Source organism: Streptomyces sp. NPDC057474, from assembly GCF_042802555.1.
Classification (GTDB): Bacteria; Actinomycetota; Actinomycetes; order Streptomycetales; family Streptomycetaceae; genus Streptomyces.
Genome location: NZ_JBHVDX010000170.1, coordinates 1 through 22,759, shown reverse-complemented (window position 1 = coordinate 22,759; position 22,759 = coordinate 1). Strand labels below are relative to the sequence as shown.

18 protein-coding genes are annotated in these 22,759 nt (G+C 71.8%); 7 read left to right on the top strand and 11 right to left on the bottom strand.

Going from position 1 to position 22,759, the window contains the following annotated elements:
* Nucleotides 1–175: 175 nt before the first annotated feature.
* The 6 genes from cseC to ACFU53_RS34420 form a co-directional block, all read right to left on the bottom strand.
* Nucleotides 176–1,630, bottom strand: coding sequence for a two-component system sensor histidine kinase CseC (cseC, locus tag ACFU53_RS34445; RefSeq protein ID WP_384001475.1), 1,455 nt, complete (start codon nucleotides 1,628–1,630; stop codon nucleotides 176–178).
* 22 nt (nucleotides 1,631–1,652) lie between these two features.
* Nucleotides 1,653–2,360, bottom strand: a complete 708-nt coding sequence (gene cseB, locus ACFU53_RS34440; RefSeq protein ID WP_384001472.1) for a two-component system response regulator CseB — start codon at nucleotides 2,358–2,360, stop codon at nucleotides 1,653–1,655.
* Between the two features lie 65 nt (nucleotides 2,361–2,425).
* On the bottom strand, nucleotides 2,426–3,109 hold the full coding sequence (locus ACFU53_RS34435) for a hypothetical protein (RefSeq protein ID WP_384001469.1): 684 nt from the start codon (nucleotides 3,107–3,109) through the stop codon (nucleotides 2,426–2,428).
* Nucleotides 3,097–3,648 carry a SigE family RNA polymerase sigma factor gene (locus ACFU53_RS34430; protein ID WP_384001466.1) on the bottom strand — a complete coding sequence of 184 codons (552 nt, stop codon included), beginning with the start codon at nucleotides 3,646–3,648 and terminating at the stop codon, nucleotides 3,097–3,099. Before ACFU53_RS34430 ends, ACFU53_RS34435 begins: the two co-directional genes overlap by 13 nt.
* A 388-nt stretch (nucleotides 3,649–4,036) precedes the next feature.
* Entirely contained in the window at nucleotides 4,037–4,954 is a 918-nt protein-coding gene (locus ACFU53_RS34425) for an A/G-specific adenine glycosylase (protein ID WP_384001464.1), read from the bottom strand.
* Between the two features lie 163 nt (nucleotides 4,955–5,117).
* The gene (locus ACFU53_RS34420) at nucleotides 5,118–6,227 is read right to left on the bottom strand and encodes an LLM class flavin-dependent oxidoreductase (RefSeq protein ID WP_384001461.1); all 1,110 of its coding nucleotides are present in this window, start codon (nucleotides 6,225–6,227) and stop codon (nucleotides 5,118–5,120) included.
* A gap of 416 nt (nucleotides 6,228–6,643) precedes the next feature.
* On the opposite strand from ACFU53_RS34420, the gene ACFU53_RS34415 reads away from it, so the two are divergent.
* Complete coding sequence (locus ACFU53_RS34415; RefSeq protein WP_384001458.1) at nucleotides 6,644–7,477, top strand: hypothetical protein; 834 nt, start codon at nucleotides 6,644–6,646, stop codon at nucleotides 7,475–7,477.
* Between the two features lie 179 nt (nucleotides 7,478–7,656).
* Here ACFU53_RS34415 and disA read toward each other — a convergent pair whose 3' ends face one another.
* From disA to ACFU53_RS34400, 3 genes are all read right to left on the bottom strand, one after another.
* Nucleotides 7,657–8,781, bottom strand: coding sequence for a DNA integrity scanning diadenylate cyclase DisA (gene disA, locus ACFU53_RS34410; RefSeq protein ID WP_384001455.1), 1,125 nt, complete (start codon nucleotides 8,779–8,781; stop codon nucleotides 7,657–7,659).
* Nucleotides 8,782–8,862: 81 nt separating this feature from the next.
* On the bottom strand, nucleotides 8,863–10,272 hold the full coding sequence (gene radA, locus ACFU53_RS34405) for a DNA repair protein RadA (RefSeq protein ID WP_384001452.1): 1,410 nt from the start codon (nucleotides 10,270–10,272) through the stop codon (nucleotides 8,863–8,865).
* A gap of 336 nt (nucleotides 10,273–10,608) precedes the next feature.
* Nucleotides 10,609–11,988 carry an alpha/beta hydrolase gene (locus tag ACFU53_RS34400; protein ID WP_384001449.1) on the bottom strand — a complete coding sequence of 460 codons (1,380 nt, stop codon included), beginning with the start codon at nucleotides 11,986–11,988 and terminating at the stop codon, nucleotides 10,609–10,611.
* Nucleotides 11,989–12,260: 272 nt separating this feature from the next.
* Here ACFU53_RS34400 and ACFU53_RS34395 point away from each other — a divergent pair, with 272 nt between their 5' ends.
* Entirely contained in the window at nucleotides 12,261–13,985 is a 1,725-nt protein-coding gene (locus ACFU53_RS34395; protein WP_384001446.1) for a hypothetical protein, read from the top strand.
* A gap of 31 nt (nucleotides 13,986–14,016) precedes the next feature.
* Here ACFU53_RS34395 and ACFU53_RS34390 read toward each other — a convergent pair whose 3' ends face one another.
* On the bottom strand, nucleotides 14,017–14,898 hold the full coding sequence (locus ACFU53_RS34390) for a hypothetical protein (protein WP_384001444.1): 882 nt from the start codon (nucleotides 14,896–14,898) through the stop codon (nucleotides 14,017–14,019).
* Nucleotides 14,899–14,969: 71 nt separating this feature from the next.
* On the opposite strand from ACFU53_RS34390, the gene ACFU53_RS34385 reads away from it, so the two are divergent.
* The 4 genes from ACFU53_RS34385 (at nucleotide 14,970) to ilvD (ending at nucleotide 19,640) form a co-directional block, all read left to right on the top strand.
* Nucleotides 14,970–15,902, top strand: coding sequence for a Ppx/GppA family phosphatase (locus ACFU53_RS34385; RefSeq protein ID WP_384001441.1), 933 nt, complete (start codon nucleotides 14,970–14,972; stop codon nucleotides 15,900–15,902).
* Nucleotides 15,903–16,168: 266 nt separating this feature from the next.
* Nucleotides 16,169–16,990: a sugar phosphate isomerase/epimerase family protein gene (locus ACFU53_RS34380; RefSeq protein WP_384001438.1), complete on the top strand. Its 822-nt coding sequence runs from the start codon at nucleotides 16,169–16,171 to the stop codon at nucleotides 16,988–16,990.
* Nucleotides 16,987–17,604, top strand: a complete 618-nt coding sequence (locus tag ACFU53_RS34375) for a TetR family transcriptional regulator (protein WP_384001435.1) — start codon at nucleotides 16,987–16,989, stop codon at nucleotides 17,602–17,604. Before ACFU53_RS34380 ends, ACFU53_RS34375 begins: the two co-directional genes overlap by 4 nt.
* A 182-nt stretch (nucleotides 17,605–17,786) precedes the next feature.
* Nucleotides 17,787–19,640, top strand: a complete 1,854-nt coding sequence (gene ilvD, locus ACFU53_RS34370; protein ID WP_384001431.1) for a dihydroxy-acid dehydratase — start codon at nucleotides 17,787–17,789, stop codon at nucleotides 19,638–19,640.
* 109 nt (nucleotides 19,641–19,749) lie between these two features.
* Here the strand turns inward: ilvD and ACFU53_RS34365 are convergent, their stop codons facing one another.
* On the bottom strand, nucleotides 19,750–22,128 hold the full coding sequence (locus ACFU53_RS34365; protein WP_384001428.1) for a serine/threonine-protein kinase: 2,379 nt from the start codon (nucleotides 22,126–22,128) through the stop codon (nucleotides 19,750–19,752).
* 196 nt (nucleotides 22,129–22,324) lie between these two features.
* Between ACFU53_RS34365 and ACFU53_RS34360 the strand changes: the two genes are divergently transcribed.
* Complete coding sequence (locus ACFU53_RS34360) at nucleotides 22,325–22,678, top strand: SH3 domain-containing protein (RefSeq protein WP_384001425.1); 354 nt, start codon at nucleotides 22,325–22,327, stop codon at nucleotides 22,676–22,678.
* The last annotated feature ends 81 nt before the right edge of the window (nucleotides 22,679–22,759 follow it).

Below are 22,759 nucleotides of genomic sequence, written 5' to 3'. Positions count from 1 at the left end.
GCCTACGGCCCTCTCGGGCTGGAAAGCAGGGGCGCAGCCCCGCTTTTCAGGGGCGCGGGGAACTGCGCGAGAAGCCCCACCGGACCCGCGGTCGAAGCGCGAGAAGTCCCACCGGACCGGCGGTCGAAGCGCGAGAAGTCCCACCGGACCCGCGGTCGAACAACCGGCCCCCCGGCTACGCCACCCCGTCGTTCGTCGTCGGCAGCATCGGATAGCTGCCGGTGTTCGTCGGAGCGTGCTCCGGGAGCCACAGCACCGCGACCGCGCCCTCGGCCAGGACGCCGTCCGGCGATCCGGGAGGGCGGACGTTGCGGAACGTGAGGCGGGCGCCCAGGACGCGCGCCTGACCCGCGGCGATGGTGAGGCCGAGGCCGTGACCCTGGCCGGCGCGGTCGGACGCGCCGGTGCGGAAGCGGCGGGGGCCGTCGGCGAGCAGGTCCTCGGGGAAGCCGGGGCCATGGTCGCGGACGCGGATCACCCGGCCCTCGACGGAGACCTCGATCGGCGGCTTGCCGTGCTTCGCCGCGTTGGCCAGCAGGTTCAGCAGGACGCGTTCGAGGCGGCGGGGGTCCGTCGTGACCGCCGACTCGTGCACGATCTGTACGCGCGCACCCGCGTCCTTCGCCGCCACCCGCCGGGCCACGAACTCGCCCAGCATGATGTCCTGCAGCTCCGCCCGCTCGGAGGCCCCGTCGAGCCGGGCCACCTCCAGCACGTCCTCGACGAGCGTGCGCATCGCCTGGGCCCGGTCACGGACCAGTTCGGAGGGGCGGCCCGGCGGCAGCAGTTCCGCCGCCGTGAGCAGACCGGTCACCGGCGTACGCAGCTCGTGGGCGATGTCCGCCGTCACCCGGCGCTCCGCCTCGATGCGCTGCCGCAGCGTGTCGGCCATGGCGTCCACGGCCCGCGCCAGCTCCGCGGTCTCGTCGCGCACGACACCGCCGATCGCGTCCTGCACCCGTACGTCGGACTCGCCCTTGGCCACCTGGTGCGCGGCGGCCGCCGCCTTGCGCAACCGGCGGGACATCTGGCCGCCGATGAGCACCCCGAGGGCCGAGCCGCCGAAGACGACCGCGATCGAGCCGATGAGCAGGGCCTGGTCGAGGTCCCGCATCACCGCGGAGCTGTGGTCGGTGAAGTCGGTGTGCAGGGAGAGGACGCGCTTGTCCTTCAGCGGGACCGCCGCCCAGATGTCGGGCACCCCGTTCTCGCCCTCGGACACATAGGTGGCCCGGCGGCCCTCCCCGACCTTGGCCAGCAGGTCCTTCGGGATGTCGGGGTCGTCGAGCTTCACCCCGAAGGCGCCGGACTTCAGCGGGCGGCCCGACTCGTACATGCGCTGCGCGACCTGGATGCGCTCGTCGGCGAGGTCGCGTGAGTTGTCGAGCATCGACACGCGCGCCGCGTTGTGCACGACCAGGCTCAGCGCGAGCGCCACCAGCGCGCCGACCAGTGCGATCGCCGCGCTCAACTGCCACCGCAGCCCGGTCCGGATGCCCGAGGCGAGTCCCGGGCCGCTCCGGCGGCCGGCGGCGCTCCCGCCGGCGCCCCCGGCACCGGGGGCGGAACCGTCTCCGAGACCCGCGGCGACCGGTGCCTCAGGCCCGTGCTCTCCTCGTATGCCCCTCATGCTCATGTCGGCCCCGCCCCGCTCAGGCCTTGAGCTTGTAGCCGAAGCCGCGAACCGTCTCGATGCGGTCCTGGCCGATCTTCGTCCGCAGCCGCTGGACATGGACGTCGACGACCCGGGTGTCGCCGCCCCAGCCGTAGTCCCACACGCGTTCGAGCAGCTTGTCGCGGGAGAGAACCGTGCCGGGGGCGGACGAGAACTCCAGCAGCAGCCGCATCTCGGTCGGTGTCAGTGCCACCGGCACCCCGGACTTCCGTACCTCCATGCCCTCGGTGTCGATCACCAGCTCGCCGAAGGTGAGCACCCCTCCGGTGCTCGCGGCCCCGGCCTCCTCGGCCTTGGCGTCGCCGCCGCTCGCGTGCCCGAAGCGGCGCAGCACCGCGCGGATCCGGGCGACCAGGACGGCACCGTCGAACGGCTTGGTCACGTAGTCGTCGGCGCCCGCCTCCAGGCCCAGCACCACGTCGATGGAGTCGGCGCGCGCGGAGAGCATGATCACGGGGACGGTCGACTCGTCACGGATACGGCGGCACAGGGAGACCCCGTCCAGGCCCGGGACCATGACGTCGAGGAGCGCGATGTCGGGCCGGTCCGCGCGGAACGCCTCCAGCCCCGACAACCCGTCGGGCATGGCTGTGACCGCGAAGCCGTCCCGCTCCAGTGCGAGCTGGGTCGCCTCGCGGATGACGTCGTCGTCCTCGACGAACAGGACATGGGTCTGCTCTGCCATCCGGTGATCTCGCTCGCTCTCGGTCGGGGTCGGTCAGGACCGGTCAGGGACGTTCGTGTTCGGTGTCAGCTCGGTTCGGGGGGCGCCGATTCCGCGCCGCCCACCGTGCTGCTGTACTCCGTGCGCGTGCTGGAGCGCTGTACGAAGCCGTCCTTGATCCAGCGGTAGGTCGTGACTTCCTCGCTGGACGGGTACGAGGACGGGTCGCCATTCTCGTACAGCTGTCGGGTGACCAGGAGGTCGCCCCGGTCGATCTCCGCGTAGACGGGGGGCTGTTCGGAGAGGAAGACGCTCCGGTACCCCCCCTTCTCCGCGCGGTACACGTACGACGCCACACCGACGGCGTCCGCACAGGTCATCACATTGACCACGAGGTCGTCGGCCGAACCCCCGCTCAGGTCCCCGTACGTCACGTCCACCGGGTACTCGTCGGCCACGCACGGCTTCAGATCGCTCTTCACGGTCTCGCTGACCGCCGGGTCCGCCCGCACCATCCGGACGACCTCGTCGACACTCGGATGATCGCCGCCCCCGTCGCCGTCGGCCTGCGCGGAGACGGACGGCGAGGCCGCGCCCGCCGCGAGTGAGTCGTTGTCGGCCGGTCCTTCGTCGCGGGCGCCGGTGCCGCCCGTGCCGCAGGCGGAGACGGAAAGGCCGAGGGCGGCGAGCACGGCCACCGCCGTGATCACCGCCTTCGTGGTCGGCCTGGCCCCTGGCCCCGGGCCGGCCGCTGTGCTCAGGCCGCGCAACGCTCCTGCTCCTCGCTCGCTCCGAACGCGCGGGCGGCGCGCTCGTCGATGTCCCGCGACTCCAGCTCCTCGCGAAGCCGGGCCAGCGCGCGGTGCAGCGTGCTCTTGACGGTGCCGGCCGACATGCCGAGGGCGGTGGCCGTCTCCTCCGTGGACATCTGCTCCCAGTGTCGCAGCACCACGACACTGCGCTGCTTGGGAGCCAGAACCTTCATGATGTCCATGAGGAGGGCGCGGTCCGCGTGCTGCTCGGTGGAGTCCTCGATGCAGGCGTCCGGCAGCTGCTCGGTCGGGACCTCCTCCAGCTTCCGGGCCCGCCACCACTCCGTCCGCGTGTTGATCATGACCCGGCGCAGATAGGCGTCCGCCAGCCGCTTGTCCGCGATGCCGTCCCAGCGGCCGTACGTCCGTGCCAGCGCCGTCTGCAGCAGATCCTGGGCGTCCACCGGGTCCGGCACGAGCCGGCGGGCGCTGCGCAGCAGCGCGTCCTGCCGGGTACGGACGTACTCCTCGAATTCGAGCACCTCGCCGTGCGCCATGATCAACCGCCTCCGCTCCCCGTTTCCGACGTCCGCGCTGTCGCGCGGCGCCGGCTGTCCGCTGCTTCGTGTCACTGGTGCGATCCGCTGTGCGTGCCGCTCGTCCCGCCGGATCCGCTGGTTCGTTTCGCGGGTTCCTGCGGTACGCCAATGAAGCTACGGAGGGGTTGTCACGGTGACGTCCGAGGCAGCCTGCGGAGAACGCTCGGCTGTCCGTCGGTTGTGTAACGGAAGTAGGAACGGGGTAAAGCGGGCTGGGCTTTGGGGAGGGGATGGGGTGATTTCCCCCGTCGGGCGCGGGCGGGGGCTGTGTTGCGGTGAAGCCTCGGCGATGCGTGAGCTGTGCGATGAGGCGTTGTGGTGGCCAGGTGATGGGTCGGACGAGGGGTCAGGTGAGGGGGAGACGGTAGAGGCCGCCGGCAAGGGGCTCCACCAGTCCGTCGGCGACCAGTCCGTCGAGGGCGCGGGCGCGTTGCACCGGCTCGTCCCACACCCGGTCGAGAACCGCCTGCGGCACGGGCGCGATCGCGTCCCGCAGTACGGCGAGGAGCTTGCCGCGGACCTGACGGTCGGTACCGGCGTACGTCTGGCCGCGCCGCGCCGGACCCTCGTGCGCGGGCTTCCCGGCCAGCCGCCACGCGCACTGCCCCGCGATCGGACAGCGCTGGCATGTCTCGTTCTTCGCCGTGCACACCAGCGCGCCCAGCTCCATCGACGCGGCCGCCCAGCGGGACGCCGTCCCGTCGTCCTCGGGCAGCATGGCACGGGCCAGTTTCCGCTCGGCGGCCGTGGTCGCGTTCGGCGGGTACTGCGTGCCGCTGACCGCGCGGGCGAAGACGCGCCGCACGTTCGTGTCGAGCACGGCGTGCCGTTGCCCGTACGCGAACGACGCCACCGCCGCGGCCGTGTACTCACCGATCCCCGGCAGCGCGAGCAGCTGCGCGTGATCCCGCGGTACGTCCCCGCCGTGCCGTTCCGCTATGGCCACCGCCGCGCCGTGCAGCCGCAGCGCGCGACGCGGATACCCGAGTCGGCCCCAGGCCCGCACCGCCTCACCCGGCGGTTCCTTCGCGAGGTCCGCCGGACGGGGCCAGCGCGCCAGCCACTGCTCATAGACGGGCAGTACACGGTTGACCGGCGTCTGCTGCAGCATGAACTCGCTGACCATCACCCCCCATGGCCCGGCTTCCGCCCGCCGCCAGGGCAGATCACGGGCATGCGTCTCGAACCAGGCGATCACCGGGGTGTGCAGTGCGGTCGGGGTTACGTCGGCAGGGCTGCTCTGAGGCTTCGTGGGTGCAGTCATGGCACGGTCGATCCTGCCATGCGGGGGTGGTTGGGGGTGGTTTCTGGTGGGGGGTGTCTGCGGTGGGTGTGTTGGCTGCGGGTGGGTGGAGGCGGGTCGTAACCACACACCACCCCGCACCCGCCGAACAACCGCCCCCCGACCTCTCCCGTGCGAGCGAGGGTCAGCCGGCCGGGTGCCAGCCCAGCGCCGGCCCCAGCTTCGTCGCGATGTCCGTGAGGATCTGGACGTAGTCCTCGTGATCGAAGGTGAACGGCAGGGCGAAGGCGACCTCGTCGATCTCGCGGAAGGCGGCGTGGGCGCCGAGCCGCTCGGCGATCTCGGCGGACGTGCCCACCAGGTCCGGCGCGAAGAGGATCCGTCCCGGCCCCTGCGGCGCGGTGGTCCGGGGCAGCCGCTTCGCCGCGTACGCCTCGTACTTGGCGCGCTGCTCCGCGCTCGCCGAGTCGGTGGGGATGACGACGAGCCCCTGCGAGACCCGGGCCCGCTCCCCGTCGGGGTGATGCTCCCGGAACTCCCGGATGTGGGAGAGCTGGACACCGGCGAAGTCCACCGTCCCGGCGACGGTTTCCTCAAAGGCGCCGGCTGCGGTCTCGGACGCGGTCGCCGGCTCCGTCCCCTCCGCCTTCACGACGCTGCTGGTCAGGAAGTTCATCCCGTTCTCGCCGGCCCACCGCGCCGACCGGAGGCTGCCGCCGCCGTACCACATACGGCCGCCCAGCCCGGGGGAGTGCGGCTGGACCCGGTCGGAGAAGACCTCGAAGCCCTCGGTGCCGCTGAAGTCGGTGGCCGCCTCGCCCCGCACGAAGCCGAGGAGTCGCCGGACCCGTTCGAAGCTGAAGTCCTCAGCGCCGGCGGTGTCCGGGTAGAGCGCCGCCTTGACGGTGTCGTAGTGCATCGGCGGTCCGACGCTGATCCCCGGGTTGAGCCGGCCGCCGGAGAGGAGGTCCACCGTGGCCAGGTCCTCGGCCAGCCGCAACGGGTTCTCCCAGCCCAACGGGATGACGGCGGTGCCCAGTTCGATACGGCTCGTGCGCTGCGAGGCCGCCGCCAGGACCGCCACGGGGGAGGAGATGCCGTACTGCAGATGACGGTGGCGGAGCCACGCGCTGTCGAAGCCGAGCCGCTCACCCAGCTCGATGATCTCCAGCGTCGACTCGTGGCCCCGGCGCGGGTCGGCCTCGTCGAACAGCCCGATGGTCAGAAACCCCAGCTTCCGCAACGGCCTCGATGCCGGTGCGGTGATGCCGTCGGCCTCCACGGATCCGCCCATCGTCTTCTCCAAATCCTCCGACGTACTTCGGTGGTGGGGACGATTGTGGCAGGCGGGGACGGGGAGACGGTGAGCGGAGTCGGTCGGGGACGAGCGTGCGCTGCTCTCGTACGTTGGTCCTGTGCGCTGCTTTCGTGCGCTGCTCTCGTACGTTGATCTCGTGCGTTCGTCTCGTGCGCGGATTTCGTGCACGTGTTTTGTGAACGGACATGTGACACTCGGGAGTTCGTGCTGCTCGCGCGGCGCCGTTCTGGTCACGGACGGTGCCCGTCCGAGCCTTACGCTCACGTACCGCGATCATGAGCCGCCGGGCCGCGGTGATGGCGGGAGCGACCGGGATGATGATCCGGAAAAGTTGAGGTTTCGGGCGGCGGGTGGGGCCAGCGAAGTGCCCGATCTCTCGTACAGTTTGCGCCGTGGGATCTCTGCGCAATCCGATCGGGCCGCTTCCCTCCACCATCTACTGGCGACGGAGGGCCATTCTGCTGACCGTCGTCGGCCTGCTCGCGATCCTGGTCGTATGGGTCGTCACCGGCGGTGGCGGGAACAGCGGGAACAACGCGGGCGAGCCCGATGGAAAGAATCCCGCGACCTCGATCACCCCCGGGCCGTCCGGTTCGGGTCCCGCGATCAGTGAAGCGCCGGGCGGGCGCGACGAGTCGGGCGACGAGTCGAGCTCCGGAGGAGACAGTTCGGGCTCCGGCGACAGTTCTGGTTCCGGCTCCGACTCCGGGACCGGGTCCGGGGACGCCGGTGGTGGGGTCGGTGCCGCGGGCGGTGGTACGTCGGACGGCGGCGGCAAGAACGGGAGTAGTTCCGGTGAGCAGGTTCCGGCGGGGTCCAGCCTGCCCAACTGCACCGCCGGGGCCGTGAAGTTGACCGTGCGCAGTGTCCGTAACGCCTACGAGCCCGGGGTGAACCCCACGTTCGAACTCATCGCCCGCAACTCCGCCGGCGGTGACTGCAAGCTCGATCTCGGGCCGGACAACACGGTCGTGACGATCACCGCGGCCGATGCCGACGACACGTTCTGGTCGTCCGACGACTGCCACGAGACCGCGGGCAGTCTGCTGTTCAAGGTGCCGGCCGGTGACCGGGTCACCTACACCGTGGAGTGGAACCGCGACCCCAGCGCCCCCAACTGCGCGACCCCGTCGGCCGGTTCCGCCACCGCCGGGACGTACCTCGTGGAGGCGAAGGCCCCGGGGCTGGCCACGGCCCGGACGTCCTTCGTCCTGGAGAAGGACTGACGACTGGGGTTCGGCCGGGGTTTCTTCGCCCCCGCCGCCCCTACCCGTCCCATCCTGGGGGCTGCGCCCCCAGACCCCCTGTCGGCCTTCGGCCTCGTCCGGCCTCGTCCGGCCTCGTCCTCAAACGTCGGACGGGCTGAGGGTGCCTGAGGCCGGCTGAAGCTGAACGGGACGGGCGGTTAGACGTAACGCTCCAGGATCGACGACTCCGCCAGCCGTGACAGGCCCTCGCGGACGCTGCGTGCCCGGGCCTCGCCCACTCCGTCGACCGTCTGGAGGTCGTCGACGCTGGCGGCGAGGAGCTTCTGAAGGCCGCCGAAGTGTTCGACGAGGCGGTCGATGATGGCGCCCGGCAGGCGGGGAACCTTGGCCAGGAGGCGGAAGCCGCGCGGCGAGACCGCGGAGTCCATGCCCTCGGGCGAGCCGGTGTAGCCGAGGGCGCGGGCGACGGTGGGGAGTTCGAGGAGTTCGGCGTGGGCGAGGGCGTCGAGTTCGTGGAGGGCCTGGTCGACCGTACGGGAGCGTTTGACCGTGGGCTCGGGGACGTAGTCCCTGACCACCAGTTCGCGTTCCGGTTCGACGCCCGCGATCAGCTCGTCGAGCTGGAGGGTGAGGAGGCGGCCGTCCGTGCCCAGTTCGACCACGTATTCGGCGATTTCGGTGGCGATGCGCCGGACCATCTCCAGTCGCTGGGCGACTGCCGAGACGTCCCGGACCGTCACCAGGTCCTCGATCTCCAGTGCGGAGAGGGTGCCCGCCACCTCGTCCAGGCGGAGCTTGTACCGCTCCAGGGTCGCCAGGGCCTGGTTCGCGCGGGACAGGATCGCCGCCGAGTCCTCCAGGACGCGTCGGTGGCCGTCGACGTACAGCGCGATCAGGCGCATCGACTGCGAGACGGACACGACCGGGAAGCCGACCTGTTTGCTCACACGGTCCGCCGTGCGGTGCCGGGTGCCCGTCTCCTCGGTGGGGATCGTCGGGTCGGGGACCAGCTGGACGCCCGCCCGGAGGATCTTGGAGAGGTCCGAGGACAGGACGATGCCGCCGTCGAGCTTGCACAGCTCACGCAGGCGCGTGGCCGTGAACTCGACATCCAGGACGAAACCGCCGGTGCACATCGGCTCGACGGTCTTGTCGAAGCCGAGCACGATGAGTCCGCCCGTGTTGCCGCGGAGAATCCGCTCAAGCCCGTCGCGCATGGCCGTGCCTGGTGCCACGGCGCTCAGTGAGGCGCGCATCAGGCCATCGGCACCGGAGCTCCCACCGGACTTTCCGGGAGCTGCTGCCCGGTCGTTGGCTGCCACTGCACTCCTCCGGTCGCAGGTTCTGGGACGCTCCCGTTTCGCACATGTGGTTCGTACGGACGGGCGAGACCTGGGCAAAGTCTACCGGCGGTCCTCCTCGTCCCGTGGGGCCTCTCGCCGACGCGAGCGCGGCAGTACCCGGAGCGCGTCTCCCATGTCGGCCACTTCCAGAACCTTCATACCGTGAGGAACCTTGCCGGGATCGGACGGAACGAGCGCGTGCGTGAAGCCGAGACGGTGTGCTTCGGAGAGGCGGCGCTGGACCCCGGTCACCCGTCTGACCTCGCCCGCGAGGCCCACTTCGCCGATCGCCACGAGGTTTTTGGGCAGGGGTGTGTCGGTCGCCGCGGACGCCAGGGCGAGCGCGATCGCCAGGTCCGCGGCGGGCTCCGAGAGCTTCACGCCGCCGACCGTCGCCGAGTAGATGTCCCGCTTGCCGAGGGCGCTGATACGGCCGCGCTGCTCCAGGACCGCCAGCATCATCGAGACGCGGGAAGTCTCCAGGCCGGACGTCGTGCGGCGGGGGGAGGGGAGCTGCGAGTCGACTGTGAGCGACTGCACTTCCGCGACCAGGGGGCGGCGGCCCTCCAGGGTCACGGTCAGGCAGGTGCCGGGGACGGGTTCGTCGCGGCGGGTGAGGAAGAGGCCGCTGGGGTCCGTGAGGCCGGTGATGCCCTCGTCGTGCAGCTCGAAGCAGCCGACCTCGTCCGTGGCGCCGTAGCGGTTCTTGACGCCGCGGACCAGGCGGAGGCGGGCGTGGCGGTCGCCCTCGAAGTGCAGGACGACATCGACGAGGTGCTCGAGGAGGCGGGGGCCTGCGATGGCGCCGTCTTTTGTGACGTGGCCCACGAGGAGCGTCGACATGCCGCGTTCCTTGGAGGCGCGGATCAGGGCGCCGGCGACCTCGCGGACCTGGGCCATGCCGCCGGGGGCGCCGTCGATTTCGGGGGAGGCGATCGTCTGGACCGAGTCGAGGATCAGGAGGGACGGTTTGACCGCGTCCAAGTGGCCGAGTACGGCGGCGAGGTCGGTCTCGGCGGCGAGGTAGAGGTGGTCGTGGAGGGCGTTGATGCGGTCGGCCCGTAGGCGGACCTGGCTGGCGGACTCCTCGCCGGTGACGTAGAGGGTCGGGTGTTCGGCGTCGGCGGCTTTGGCGGCGACGTCGAGGAGGAGGGTGGACTTGCCCACGCCCGGCTCGCCCGCGAGGAGGACCACGGCGCCGGGGACGAGGCCGCCGCCGAGGACTCGGTCGAGCTCGGGGACGCCGGTGGTGCGGGCCGTGGCCTGGCGGCCGTCCACCTGGCCGATGGGGACGGCGGAGGTGGTGACCCGGCCGGGGGCCGTCGTACGGACGGCGGGCGTGCCGTACTCCTCGACCGTGCCCCATGCCTGGCATTCGGGGCAGCGGCCGAGCCACTTGGCCGTCTGCCAGCCACACTCTGTGCAGCGGTAGGACGGCCGGTCCTTCGCGGTCTTCGTACGGGCAGCCATGGACGAACCGTAACGGAGCCCACTGACAGCCACCGGCGGTTGGCCGGGTCCGCGTGCGCGGCCGGGGGCTTCGGGGCGGCCAGGGCCGGTGCGGTGGGCGCCTGTTCGCAGTGGGGGTGCTGCGCCGTGGGCGGAGTCCCGTCCGCCGTGGTTGCCCGTGCAGTTCCCCGCGCCCTTTCGGGGCGGGCACTTTCCCGGCTCGCGCAGCTGCGGGCAGTGGTGTCGCTGGGGCGGCACGGGTGGGCGCGGCGGCATCTCGTGACCGCCGAGTCGCGTGACCCACCCCCGCCGAGCCCCGGCGGACGGCGCCCTGCCTGCCCGGCTGCCCCGGTCTCCCTACGGCCGGCGCCCGATCGTCAGCTCTGCCGGGCAGTACGGGACGTACGCCGCGCCGTCGAGGCCCAGGGCGAGCGCGGCGGTCTGGAGGGCGCCGGGTGTCGCGGAGGCGCCCCAGCGGCCGGAGTCGAGGCGGGACTCCAGGGCGTGGAGGGCGGAGACGGTTTCGGCGACGGTGAAGGTGCAGTGGCCCTGGCGCTCGACGTACGCCTGGCGGAGCAGCGCCGCGTCGCCGGAGGCGCGGACGCGGTCGGCGAAGCGGTTCTCCTGCTCGACGGGGACGAGGTTGTCGGCCGTGGTGTGGATGTCGAGGAGGGGGACGGCGAGGCCCTGGCCGACGGAGGAGGTGCGTTCGGCGGTGGCGACGGCGGACGGGTCGGCCGTGATCTTCGCGTTGGCGGTCAGGTTCCCGAGGTCCGTGCGGAGGCTGATCCCCGCCTCTCGGTACAGGGCCTTGACCAGGGGCGCGTGCTGGGAGGTGGACAGCACGCGCGCGTAGTCGACGCCCTTGTTCCAGGAGTTGTTGCCGCCCATGGCCATCTCGATGTTGTAGCGGCCGCCTTCGACGAAGGTGAGGATGCCGCGGGCGAACCAGTCGTACTGCTGGGCCTGTTGGTCGGCCCAGTCGTCGGCCGCCGGGCGGTCCTGGCCGGGGGCCCACGCGGGGAGGTTGAGGAAGGCGGCGGCGAGGGCGATCCGGGCGCGGCCCTCCGGGGTCTCCTGGGCGGTGGTGACGGCGGCCGTGAGTCGCTGGGCGGTGGCGGTCGCCTCGGCCTGTGAGGCGAAACCGACCAGCTTCACGTCCGTGTCGGGGAGGAGCAGGCGGGCGATCGTGTACTCGGCGTCGAGTTGGTAGTTGTTCAGGTCGTTGGCCCCGGCCACCAGGCCGCAGAAGCCCAGGGCGCCGTCGATGCCTCCGGCGCCGGAGCGGGCGAGGCGGGCGTTGACGAGGCCGCCCATGGAGGTGCCGATGGAGAGGGTGCGGGTCGGTTCGCCGATCCGGGCCGCCACCTCTTCGAGGGTGGCCAGCTGGTCGCGTTCCGCGCTCTCCAGGGCCCAGAGGGTCTTGCTCGTGTCGTACGAGGAACCGGCCAGCGCGTAACCCTCTTCGAGGAGGCGGAGGCGTACGGCCTCGGAGGGGGCGTTCTGGGCGACGGTGATGCCGAAGCCGTGGCTGTAGACGACGAGGGTGCCGTTCCAGTTCTCCGGGACGTCCGCTATCCAGGTGGCGCCGTCGGGGAGGGTGCCACTGAGGCGTTCGGTGGTGGCCGCCGTCTGCGGGGTGGCGGTGGAGACGGAGGCGCTGGTCAGGGAGAGGACGACGGCCGCGGCGAGGGCGGCGAGGGTGCGGGTGGACGAGCGGCGGGTGCGTGCGGCCATGAGGTGAGGCTCCTGTCGACGCGCGGGAACGGGGGCGGGGACGGGGGTGGTGATGGGGGTGGGGGCTGTGTAACTCGGTTTAACAGAAGGGGAGTTGAGCCCATGAGAATATAGGGCTCTTTTATTGTTGTGGTCAAGAAAGTGCACAACATTCATGGGGTGGCCGCAGAATGAGGGATTCCTGTCCCCTTATGAGGGATCGTTTCACCCGTACGGAGTAAATGTGCCGAAGGGGTGAGAAAGCGCTGCTTCCGGGCGCCTACCGTCCATGAATGATGAGCATCGGTCCGGAGACCTCGACCCGCACCACCGGCGCACACCGGGCGCACCGCGAGGCGCGCGATCGGGCGGCGGCGCGCGCAGTGGCGCAGCGTCCGCCGGCGCGCTATGAGCCGTACCTGGACGGCCTGTTCACCTACTGCATGTCCGTGCTGTGCGACCACGACACGGCCACCGCGGCTCTCGCCGACGTGCTCGCGCTCGCCGAGCGCCGCCGGGGGCCGGATGCCGCCGACGACCGCCGGGCCTGGCTGTACGCGTTGGCCCGGTGGGCCTGTCTGCGCAGACTCGCCGAGGGCCGGCAGAAGCGCCCGGGCACGCATGCCTCCGGGCGCCAACCGGCACACGGCGGTGGGGCCGAGAAACCGCGCGCCGCGAAGACCGCCGTCAGGTCCGCGGCCCTCTCCGAGGACGAGCAGCGGCAGCGGCGGCGTGAACTCGCCCTGCTCGCCTGGCCGGAGGCCGCCGGCACCACCCCCGAGCAGCGCGAGGCGCTGGAGTTGGCCGTGCGGCATCAGCTCACCGCCCACGAGGTCGCCGACGTGCTGGGAATGGACCCGGCCGCCGCGCGGGAGTTGCTCGCCTCCGCCGCCTGCGAGGTGGAGCGCACCCGAACCGCCCTCGCCGTCGTCGAGAGCGGCGCCTGCCCGAGCATCGCCCGCCTGACCGGTGACCATCAGCTCGTCCTGAGCGCCACCCTGCGCCGCGAGCTCGTCCGGCACGTCGACGACTGCCCCGTCTGCCGCCGCGCCGCCGAGCACGCCGTCCCGGGCCGCTGGCCCGGCACCAGCGTCACGCCCGCCGCGCTGCCGGTGCTCGAAGCACCGCGCGCGGCCCTGGGGCCGGCGATGGCGCACCTCACGCGCGCGCGTGGTGGTGCCCCGCGCTTCGACCGGCGGGGCTTCCCCATGGACCCGAGGGACCGCGCGGCCCGCCGGGACCGGCTGCGCGCGCGTGCCGTCACGACGACCGTTGTCGCCACCGTGGTCGCCGCGCCCGTCTTCGCCCTCTGGGCCGCTTACTGGGGCGCACCCCTCATCGGCGAGGGCGGCGACGGCCGTTCGGTCACCGCGAGCGAGGACCAGGGCGACGGCGGCGGGACCGTCGGCGACGGCAGCGGCGACGCGTACGAGAACGCCGCCAGCGCCCGGACCGAGCCCGGCGCCCGCCTCGCCAAGGGGAAACACGCGGCGGACGACGTCTCCGTGGAGGTCAGCCAGGGGAAGGGACAAGGCGCGCTCACCGTCACCGCCTCGAACGACGGTGACACCACCCTCATCACCCTGAAGGCGACCGGCGACTCACCCGTCCGCTGGTCCGCCCGCACCGGCGCCGACTGGCTCTACCTCAGCCGGTCCTCGGGCACCCTGGAACCCGGCGAGGCCTTGACGATCAAGGTGTACGTCGACCAGCTGAGCGAGCCCGCCGGGTACTGGACGGCGCAGGTGTCACTCGCTCCGTCGGGGGCCGTGGTGACGATCGAGGGCTACGGTCCGGTGCCGGCACCCCCGGTCGACTCCCGGCCGACCCCACCGGTCCCGGACCCGGGTCCGCCGAGGCCCACCGCCCCACCTCCGGCGCCCGACCCGGATCCCACGGCCACCGGTCCGGCCCAGCCCGAGCCGACCCCGACACCCACGGACCAGGCCCCCACGGACCCGCCCGGCCCGACCCCACCGCCGAGCGACGGCGGAGGCGACCCCCCGCCGGCCTCGTAGGCATGGCGGGGGAGGGAAACCCTTGGTCGGCTTACGGGCGTACCGGGTCCGCCGGATGCGGAGCCACCAGCGGCAGCCGGGACGCCAGCCGCTGCTCGCACAGCTCGACCAGACGGTCGTACCCCGCCTTGCCCATCAGCTCGATCAACTCCGGTCGGTACGAGACGTACACCGGGTCGCCCGCGCCGTGCGCCGAGGTCGCCGACGTGCACCACCAGTGCAGGTCGTGGCCGCCCGGACCCCAGCCGCGGCGGTCGTACTCGCCGATCGACACCTGGAGCACCCGCGTGTCGTCGGGCCTGTCGATCCAGTCGTACGTGCGTCGGATGGGCAGCTGCCAGCAGACGTCCGGCTTGGTCTCCAGCGGCTCGCGGCCCTCCTGGAGAGCCAGGATGTGCAGCGAGCAGCCCGCGCCGCCGGCGAAACCCGGCCGGTTCTGGAAGATGCACGACCCCTTGTACGGGCGGGTCTGGCGGTCGCCGTCCTCGTCCTTGGAGACCCAGCCGGTCTCCGTGCCCACGTCGTGGAACTGCCAGATCTCCGGAGTGAGCCTCGCCACATGCTCGGCGACCCGCTTCTCGTCGTCCTCGTCCGAGAAGTGGGCACCCAGCGAGCAGCACCCGTCGGCCGCGCGGCCCGCCTGGATGCCCTGGCAACCGCTGCCGAAGATGCAGTTCCAGCGAGAGGTCAGCCATGTCAGATCGCAGCGGAAGACCTGCTCGTCGTCCGCGGGATCAGGGAACTCCACCCACGCGCGCGCGAAATCGAGCCCCTTCTCGTCCGGTGCGGTGGACTCCGCCGAGTTCTTCATCGACTTCGGTGGCTTGGTCGCCGCCTTCGCCCGCGAAGAGCCGCCGGCCACAGCCGCTCCCGCTGCCGACTTGTCGGCCTTTGCCTTTTTCGTCTTTGGCACCCGTCCAGGGTACGGCGCCCGAGGCCACATCGAGGACGGTGCACCGCTCCGCTGGCAGTAGCGTTCCGCCCATGAGACTCGGTGTCCTCGACGTGGGATCGAACACGGTGCATCTGCTGGTGGTGGACGCACACCCGGGCGCGCGCCCCCTGCCCGCGCACTCGCACAAGGTGGAGCTACGCCTTGCCCAACTCCTCGACGAGGCCGGGGCCATCGATCCCGAAGGGGTCGAGAAACTCATAGCCGTCGTCCACGAGGCGCTCCAGGCCGCCGAGGACAAGGGCGTCGAGGAACTGCTCCCGTTCGCCACCTCGGCGGTGCGCGAGGCCAGCAACGCCGACGAGGTCCTCGCCCGGGTCGAGGAGGAGACCGGTGTCGAGCTGCAGGTCCTCACCGGCGCGGAGGAGGCCCGGCTGACCTTCCTCGCCGTCCGCCGCTGGTTCGGCTGGTCGGCCGGCAAGCTCCTCGTCCTCGACATCGGCGGCGGCTCCCTGGAGATCGCCTACGGCATAGACGAGGAGCCCGACGCCGCCGCCTCGCTGCCCCTCGGCGCCGGCCGCCTCACCGCCGGCTGGCTCCCCAGCGACCCGGCGACCCCCGACGACATCCGCGCCCTGCGCCGCCATGTCCGGGCCCAGATAGCCCGTACGGTCGGCGAGTTCAGCCGCTTCGGCGCCCCCGACCACGTCGTCGCCACCTCCAAGACCTTCAAGCAGCTCGCCCGCATCGGCGGCGCCGCCCGCTCCACCGAGGGCCTCTACGTCCAGCGCGACCTCAAGCGCGGCGCCCTCGAGACCTGGGTCCCCAAACTCGCCGGCATGACCACCGCCCAACGCGCCGCCCTCCCCGGCGTCTCCGAGGGCCGCGCCAACCAGATCCTCGCGGGTGCGATGGTGGCCGAGGCCGCGATGGACCTCTTCCAGGTGGAGACACTGGAGATCTGCCCGTGGGCTCTGCGAGAGGGCGTCATCCTGCGGCGACTCGATCACATGGGTACGGCGTAGGCCGGTTGGGTGCGTGGTTGTCCGCAGGTGCGTGGGGGCTGGTCGCGCAGGCCCCGCTCCCCTGAAAAGCCCAGGGTGCGCCCTTGTTCTCAGGGGCGCGATGCTCTGTTGATCTGCGGCTCCGCCGATGGGCGCGACTGCCGCACACAACCCGCAGCCGCCCTCGTCGAGCACCCCCGGACGGCGCAGAGGCGAGGACACCCCACTCCCGGCCAACACCCCGCCCCGGGCCCACACAACGAAACGAACCCCTTAGGCTGTCCTGCGTGGCAGACGTCGTGCGGATCCCGGATGCGAAGGTCGCCCTGTCCACGGCCTCCGTGTACCCGGAGTCGACGGCGACGGCCTTCGAGATCGCCGCGCGCCTCGGCTACGACGGCGTGGAGGTCATGGTCTGGACCGACCCGGTCAGCCAGGACCTGGAGGCCCTGCGCCGCCTCTCCGACTACCACCAGATCCCGATCCTCGCCGTACACGCCCCCTGCCTGCTGATCACCCAGCGGGTGTGGTCCACCGACCCGTGGGTCAAGCTCCAGCGCGCCCAGGCCGCCGCCGAGAAGCTCGGCGCGAGCACGGTCGTCGTGCACCCCCCGTTCCGCTGGCAGCGCCAGTACGCGCGCGACTTCGTCACCGGGATCTGGCGCATGGCCAACGAGACGGACGTACGGTTCGCCGTCGAGAACATGTACCCCTGGCGCTACCGCGACCGCGAGATGCTCGCGTACGCCCCCGACTGGGACGTGACGAAGGACGACTACCGCCACTTCACGATCGACCTCAGCCACTCCGCGACCTCCCGCACCGACGCCCTGGAGATGGTCGACCGCATGGGCGACCGCCTCGGCCATGTGCACATGGCGGACGGCAAGGGGTCGGCCAAGGACGAGCACCTCGTTCCGGGCCGCGGCAGCCAGCCCTGCGCCGAGCTGCTGGAACGTCTCGCCCTGAGCGGTTTCGACGGCCACGTCGTGATCGAGGTCAACACCCGCCGCGCCATGTCCGCCGCCGAGCGCGAGGCCGACCTGGCGGAGGCCCTCGCCTTCACCCGACTGCACCTCGCCTCCGCCGTGCAGGTCCCCCGGCCGTGACCTCGGCCACCCCCCGCCGCCGGGGCCGGCCCTCCCGTACGGAATCGGCCGACACCCCCGCCACCCGCGACCGCATCCTCGCCGCGGCCCGCGAGGAGTTCTCCGAGCGGGGCTACGACAAGACGTCCGTACGCGGCATCGCCAAGGCCGCCGGGGTGGACTCGGCGCTCGTGCACCACTACTTCGGCACCAAGGACCAGGTGTTCGAGGCGGCCATCACGCTCTCCTTCGCCCCGGCCATGGAGGCTCCCCGGACGGTCGAGGAAGGCCCCCTCGACGGCGTCGGCGAGCGGCTCACCCGGTTCTTCTTCGGCGTCTGGGAGAACCCGGCGACCCGTACGCCCCTGCTCGCGGTCGTCCGCTCCGCCGTGAACAACGAGACCGCCGCCGCCGTGTTCCGCCGCATCATCGCCACCCAGGTCCTCCGCCGCATCGCCGGCCGCCTGGACGTCCCGGACGCGGAACTACGCGCCGAGCTGGCCGCCGCCCAGCTGGTGGGCATCGCGATGCTCCGGTACGTGATCAAGGTCGAGCCGTTGGCATCGGCGGACCCGGAGCAGATCATCAGGAGGGTTGCGCCTGTGGTGCAGGCCCACCTCACCGCGCCCCGATAGGGGCGCGGGGCCGTCGACCTGCGGCTCGGCCGCGTGGGCGCGAGCAACCACGACGAAGCCCGCAGCCGGAAACCGAGACACCCATCCCGCATTCCGGACAACTTGTCCAACCCCTGGAGCAACGGGCGTACGCTCGACTCAGTCAGAAGTCTCTGATCGCAGTCCCTGAAGGAGCGAGCGCGATGCCCGAGCTGAGGTCCCGCACAGTCACCCACGGCCGCAACATGGCGGGCGCCCGCGCCCTTATGCGCGCCTCCGGTGTACCGGGCGCGGACATCGGCCGCAAGCCGATCATCGCGGTCGCGAACTCCTTCACCGAGTTCGTGCCGGGCCACACCCACCTCCAGCCGGTCGGCCGCATCGTCAGCGAGGCGATCCGTGAGGCCGGCGGCATCCCGCGCGAGTTCAACACGATCGCCGTGGACGACGGCATCGCCATGGGCCACGGCGGCATGCTGTACAGCCTCCCCTCCCGCGACCTGATCGCGGACAGCGTGGAGTACATGGTCGAGGCCCACTGCGCCGACGCCCTGATCTGCATCTCCAACTGCGACAAGATCACCCCGGGCATGCTGAACGCCGCCCTGCGGCTCAACATCCCGACCGTCTTCGTCTCCGGTGGCCCCATGGAGTCCGGCCGCGCCACGCTCGTCGACGGCACGGTCCGCACCCTCGACCTGGTCGACGCGATCTCCGACGCGGTCAACGACAAGATCTCGGACGAGGACATCCTCCGTATCGAGGAGAACGCCTGTCCGACCTGCGGCTCCTGCTCCGGCATGTTCACCGCCAACTCGATGAACTGCCTGACCGAGGCCATCGGCCTCTCCCTGCCGGGCAACGGCTCGGTCCTTGCCACGCACACGGCACGCAAGCAGCTGTACGTCGACGCCGGCCGCACGGTCATGGACATCACCCGCCGCTACTACGAGCAGGACGACGAGACGGTCCTGCCGCGTGCCATCGCCTCGATCGCGGCCTTCGAGAACGCCATGGCCCTGGACATCGCCATGGGCGGCTCCACCAACACGATCCTGCACCTGCTGGCCGCCGCCCAGGAGGCGGGCGTCCCCTTCGGCCTCGACGAGATCAACGCGGTCTCGCTCCGGGTGCCGTGCCTCGCGAAGGTCGCGCCGAACGTCGCCAAGGACCGCACGTACTACATGGAGGACGTGCACCGCGCCGGCGGCATCCCGGCGCTGCTGGGCGAACTGCACCGCGCGGGCCTGCTCAACGAGGACGTGAACTCCGTCCACAGCGCCTCCCTCGCCGACTGGCTGAAGACCTGGGACGTGCGCGCCGGCTCCCCGTCCCCGGAGGCCGTCGAGCTGTGGCACGCGGCCCCCGGCTGCGTCCGCTCCGCCGAGGCCTTCTCCACGTCCGAGCGCTGGGACAGCCTGGACGAGGACGCCGAGGGCGGCTGCATCCGCTCCGCCGAGCACGCCTACTCCAAGGACGGCGGCCTCGCGGTCCTCAAGGGCAACCTGGCGGTCGACGGCTGTGTGGTGAAGACGGCCGGCGTCGACGAGTCGATCTGGACGTTCGAGGGCCCGGCGGTCGTCTGCGAGTCGCAGGAGGAGGCCGTCCAGAAGATCCTCATGAAGGAGATCAAGGAGGGCGACGTCGTCGTCATCCGCTACGAGGGCCCCAAGGGCGGCCCCGGCATGCAGGAGATGCTCTACCCGACCTCGTACCTGAAGGGCCGCGGCCTGGGCAAGTCCTGCGCGCTGATCACCGACGGCCGCTTCTCCGGCGGCACCTCCGGGCTCTCCATCGGCCACGCCTCGCCCGAGGCGGCCGGCGGCGGCACGATCGCCCTCGTCGAGGACGGCGACCGCATCCGCATCGACATCCCCAACCGTTCGATCGAGCTGCTGGTCGACGACGCCGAGCTGGCCCGCCGAGAAGAGGCTCTGAACGGCGTCTACGCCCCGAAGAACCGGGAGCGGAAGGTGTCGGCCGCGCTGCGCGCCTACGCGGCGATGGCCACCAGCGCCGACAAGGGCGCGGTGCGGGACGTCAGCAAGCTGGGCTGAGGATCCACACAGAGACTGCGCATCGAGGGCCGTCCTCCTACCTGGCGGGGCGGCCCTCAGCCGTGCAGCCGCGCCCGCGGTGAAGTACACCGGCCGTGCCGGGGCCGCGTCACCAGCTCGCCGGATCGCTTCCGTCCAGCCCGAGCACGGTCCCGTCGAGCGCGCCCGCGCAGACGCGGCCGTCGATGATCACCGGCTCGGGCAGTGCGGCGGTGACCCGGTCCGACGCCCCGAGCCGCGACGGTGTGTCCCCGCTGATCCGGCCCTTCCGCACGTCCACCGCGAGCAGCCGTCCGTCGGACGAGGTGAAGTACACATGCCGGTCGTCGGCGACCGGTGCCGAACTCCGCGCGCCCCCTGTCTCGGTCCGCCACAGCTGCTTGCGGGCCTCCATGTCGACGGCAACGAGCGAACCCCCTGCGCCGCTCAGCAGGTATACGACATCACCCCGCACTACCGCGCGGGCCTGTTCGAGCCGCACGGGCAGCGCGACCCGGACCGTCTTCCCGGTGTCGGGGTCGTACCGGACCACGGCGACCGTGTCGGGGTAGGCGCCGCCGATCGCGGTGAGGAAGAGGACACCGTCCTGGGCGCCCACCGGTACCAGTTGGCCCTCCAGCCTGGCGTCCCACCGCACGTCACCCGTGTCCGGGTCCACCGCGGTGATCCGCGTCCGCGCCCCTGCCCCCTCGCCGGTGACGCTCGCCACGTACGCCGACCGGTCCCCGGCGAACGACGTGAAGTACGCCTCCGGCTGCCCCGGGATCCGCCCGCTCCACTTCGTGTCGCCGGTGGCGCTGTCCATGCCGGTCACCGTCCCGTCGGCGGCGGTCAGCAGCAACGTGCCGCCCACGTACCGCCTGCCGCCGTACGTGGAGACGTCCCGCTCCCACCGCACCTCGCCGGTGGCCGGGTCGAGCGCCTGGACCCGGCGGCTCCCGTCCGTCAGCACGTGCACCAGCCCACCCGACTCGACGGGCGGGTCACCGGTGCCCACCGCATCCACCCCGTCGACGGTGTGCCTCCACAGCACGCTGCCGTCCGCCGGTTCCAGCGCGGAGACCAGCCCCGCCTGCACGCACAGCAGTTTCCCCGCCCCGTACGAGCACTGCGGCGTGCTCTTCTTCTTCGCCGCCGGCTTGGTGGCCCAGGCTTCGAGGACGGGCGCGGCGGCCGCGGCACCACTGGCCCGCGGCGTGGCCGTAGCACCGCCTGCCTGTCCACCGTCACCCCCCAGCGCCCGCACCGAGGCGAGTCCCCCACCTGCGACGAGCACCAGCGAGGCGGCGACCAGCACGGCCCGCTTGCGCGGCCGACCACCGGCCCGGCCCCCACGCCCGGAGTCGTCCCGCCCGTCGGACCCGCCACTGCCGCCGCCTTCGGCGTCCCGGCCAGTACCTGTGCCCGTGCCTGTGCCTGTGCCTGTGCCTGTGCCTGTGCCTGTGCCTGTGCCTGTGCCCGTGCCTGTGCCCGTGCCCGTGCCTGTGCCTGTGCTTGTGGCCGAGCCCGCGGCTGTGTCTTCGCCCGTGTCCTTGCCGGCGGCCTGGCCCTGGGGAGCCGCCCAACTGTCCCCCCGCTCCCTGCGCCCAGCCCCTCCCGGGCCCTCACCCGCTCCGGCCCTCTCCCACTGGGTCGGTATGAAGGTCTGGGTGTCGTACGAGGCGGCGACGGACCGGAGTTCGTGCATCAGTTCGTCCGCCGTGGGCCGGTCCTCGGGCTCCTTGGCGAGGCAGGCGCGGACGAGCGGCGCGAGGTTCTCGGGTACGTCGGTGAGGTCAGGCTCGTCGTGGACGACCTGGTAGGCGACGACGTAAGGGCTGTCGGAGTCGAAGGGCCCGCGCCCGGTGGCCGCGTGCACGGTCACCGAGCCGAGGGCGAAGATGTCGGCGGCGGGACCGACCTCCCTGGGCCGCCGGAACTGCTCCGGGGCCATGAACGGCGGTGTGCCGATCAACTTCCCGGTCTCGGTGCGCAGTTCGCTGTCCTTCGGCCGGGAGATACCGAAGTCGATGACTTTGGGCCCGTCCTCGGCGAGCAGCACATTGCTGGGCTTGAGATCCCGGTGCACCACACCGGCGCGATGGATGTCGCGGAGGGCCTCCGCGAGCCCGGCCATGAGCCGCCGCAACTGTCCTGGCGGCATGGGCCCGTTCCGCTTGACGTGCTCGGCGAGTGTCGGGCCGGGGATGAAGAGGGTGGCCATCCAGGGCCGGGCGCTGTCGGTGTCGGCATCGACGACAGGCGCCGTGAAGGCGCCGCTCACCTGCCGGGCGGCGGCGACCTCCTGCCTGAACCGCCCCCTGAACTCGGGGTCCTTCGCGAACTCGGCGTGCACCACCTTCACCGCGAGCCGCAGTCCGGAGGTCGAGGTGGCCAGATGGACGACGCCCATGCCCCCGGAACCCAGACACGACCCCAGACGGTACTGACCGGCGTATTCCGGAAGTTCCGCTTCCGCTCCCGACCCGGTGCCCCGCTGCGGTGCCATGGGTCCACCCCCGTGCTGTTTCGGCCGCTCGCGCGACGCTCGGAGCCTAGTCGATGACACGTACGGGACAGAGGCGGCTTGCTAGCCTTCACGTGCGTAAAACGCACAGGTGTGTGTGTCCTGATTCAGGGGTATCAAAGGGTCCCCATGGCTTGCATGGGGATCAAACGGGGTTTCAAACGGGGGGAGTTCAGCCATGTCTGTCGACCATGTCGAAGAGATCGCGGGGGATGGCGAGGGGGAGCGGACCGCCACGGCTTCGGCCGGGGCATCGGCCACCGCCGCGACGGTCACGGCAGCCGTCCGCTACTACTCGGTCGCTCCGGGCGTCCGTCTCAACGTCCGCAGCGGCCCGAGCACCAGCTACGGCATCGTCCGAGTCCTCCCCGAGGACGCCAAGGTGCCGATCTACTGCCAGACCCCGGGCCAGACCATCTCCGGCCCCTACGGCACCACCAACGTCTGGGACAACATCGACAACGGCCAGTACATCTCCGACTCCTACGTCTACACCGGCAGCGACGGCTACGTGGCCGGGCGCTGCGGCTGAGCCAGGGCGACGCGGCGGGCAGCTCCGACAGGGAGCCGGCGCGCGCGGCCCTGACAGCGAGATGGCTCGGCGGCACGGAGA

Bases quoted from the DNA above. Each gene is read 5' to 3' on its own strand.
- cseC (WP_384001475.1), bottom strand. From the start codon at position 1,630: ATGAGGGGCATACGAGGAGAGCACGGGCCTGAGGCACCGGTCGCCGCG.
- cseB (WP_384001472.1), bottom strand. From the start codon at position 2,360: ATGGCAGAGCAGACCCATGTCCTGTTCGTCGAGGACGACGACGTCATC.
- ACFU53_RS34430 (WP_384001466.1), bottom strand. From the start codon at position 3,648: ATGGCGCACGGCGAGGTGCTCGAATTCGAGGAGTACGTCCGTACCCGG.
- ACFU53_RS34425 (WP_384001464.1), bottom strand. From the start codon at position 4,954: ATGACTGCACCCACGAAGCCTCAGAGCAGCCCTGCCGACGTAACCCCG.
- ACFU53_RS34420 (WP_384001461.1), bottom strand. From the start codon at position 6,227: ATGGGCGGATCCGTGGAGGCCGACGGCATCACCGCACCGGCATCGAGG.
- radA (WP_384001452.1), bottom strand. From the start codon at position 10,272: ATGGCTGCCCGTACGAAGACCGCGAAGGACCGGCCGTCCTACCGCTGC.
- ACFU53_RS34400 (WP_384001449.1), bottom strand. From the start codon at position 11,988: ATGGCCGCACGCACCCGCCGCTCGTCCACCCGCACCCTCGCCGCCCTC.
- ACFU53_RS34395 (WP_384001446.1), top strand. From the start codon at position 12,261: ATGATGAGCATCGGTCCGGAGACCTCGACCCGCACCACCGGCGCACAC.
- ACFU53_RS34385 (WP_384001441.1), top strand. From the start codon at position 14,970: ATGAGACTCGGTGTCCTCGACGTGGGATCGAACACGGTGCATCTGCTG.
- ilvD (WP_384001431.1), top strand. From the start codon at position 17,787: ATGCCCGAGCTGAGGTCCCGCACAGTCACCCACGGCCGCAACATGGCG.
- ACFU53_RS34365 (WP_384001428.1), bottom strand. From the start codon at position 22,128: ATGGCACCGCAGCGGGGCACCGGGTCGGGAGCGGAAGCGGAACTTCCG.
- ACFU53_RS34360 (WP_384001425.1), top strand. From the start codon at position 22,325: ATGTCTGTCGACCATGTCGAAGAGATCGCGGGGGATGGCGAGGGGGAG.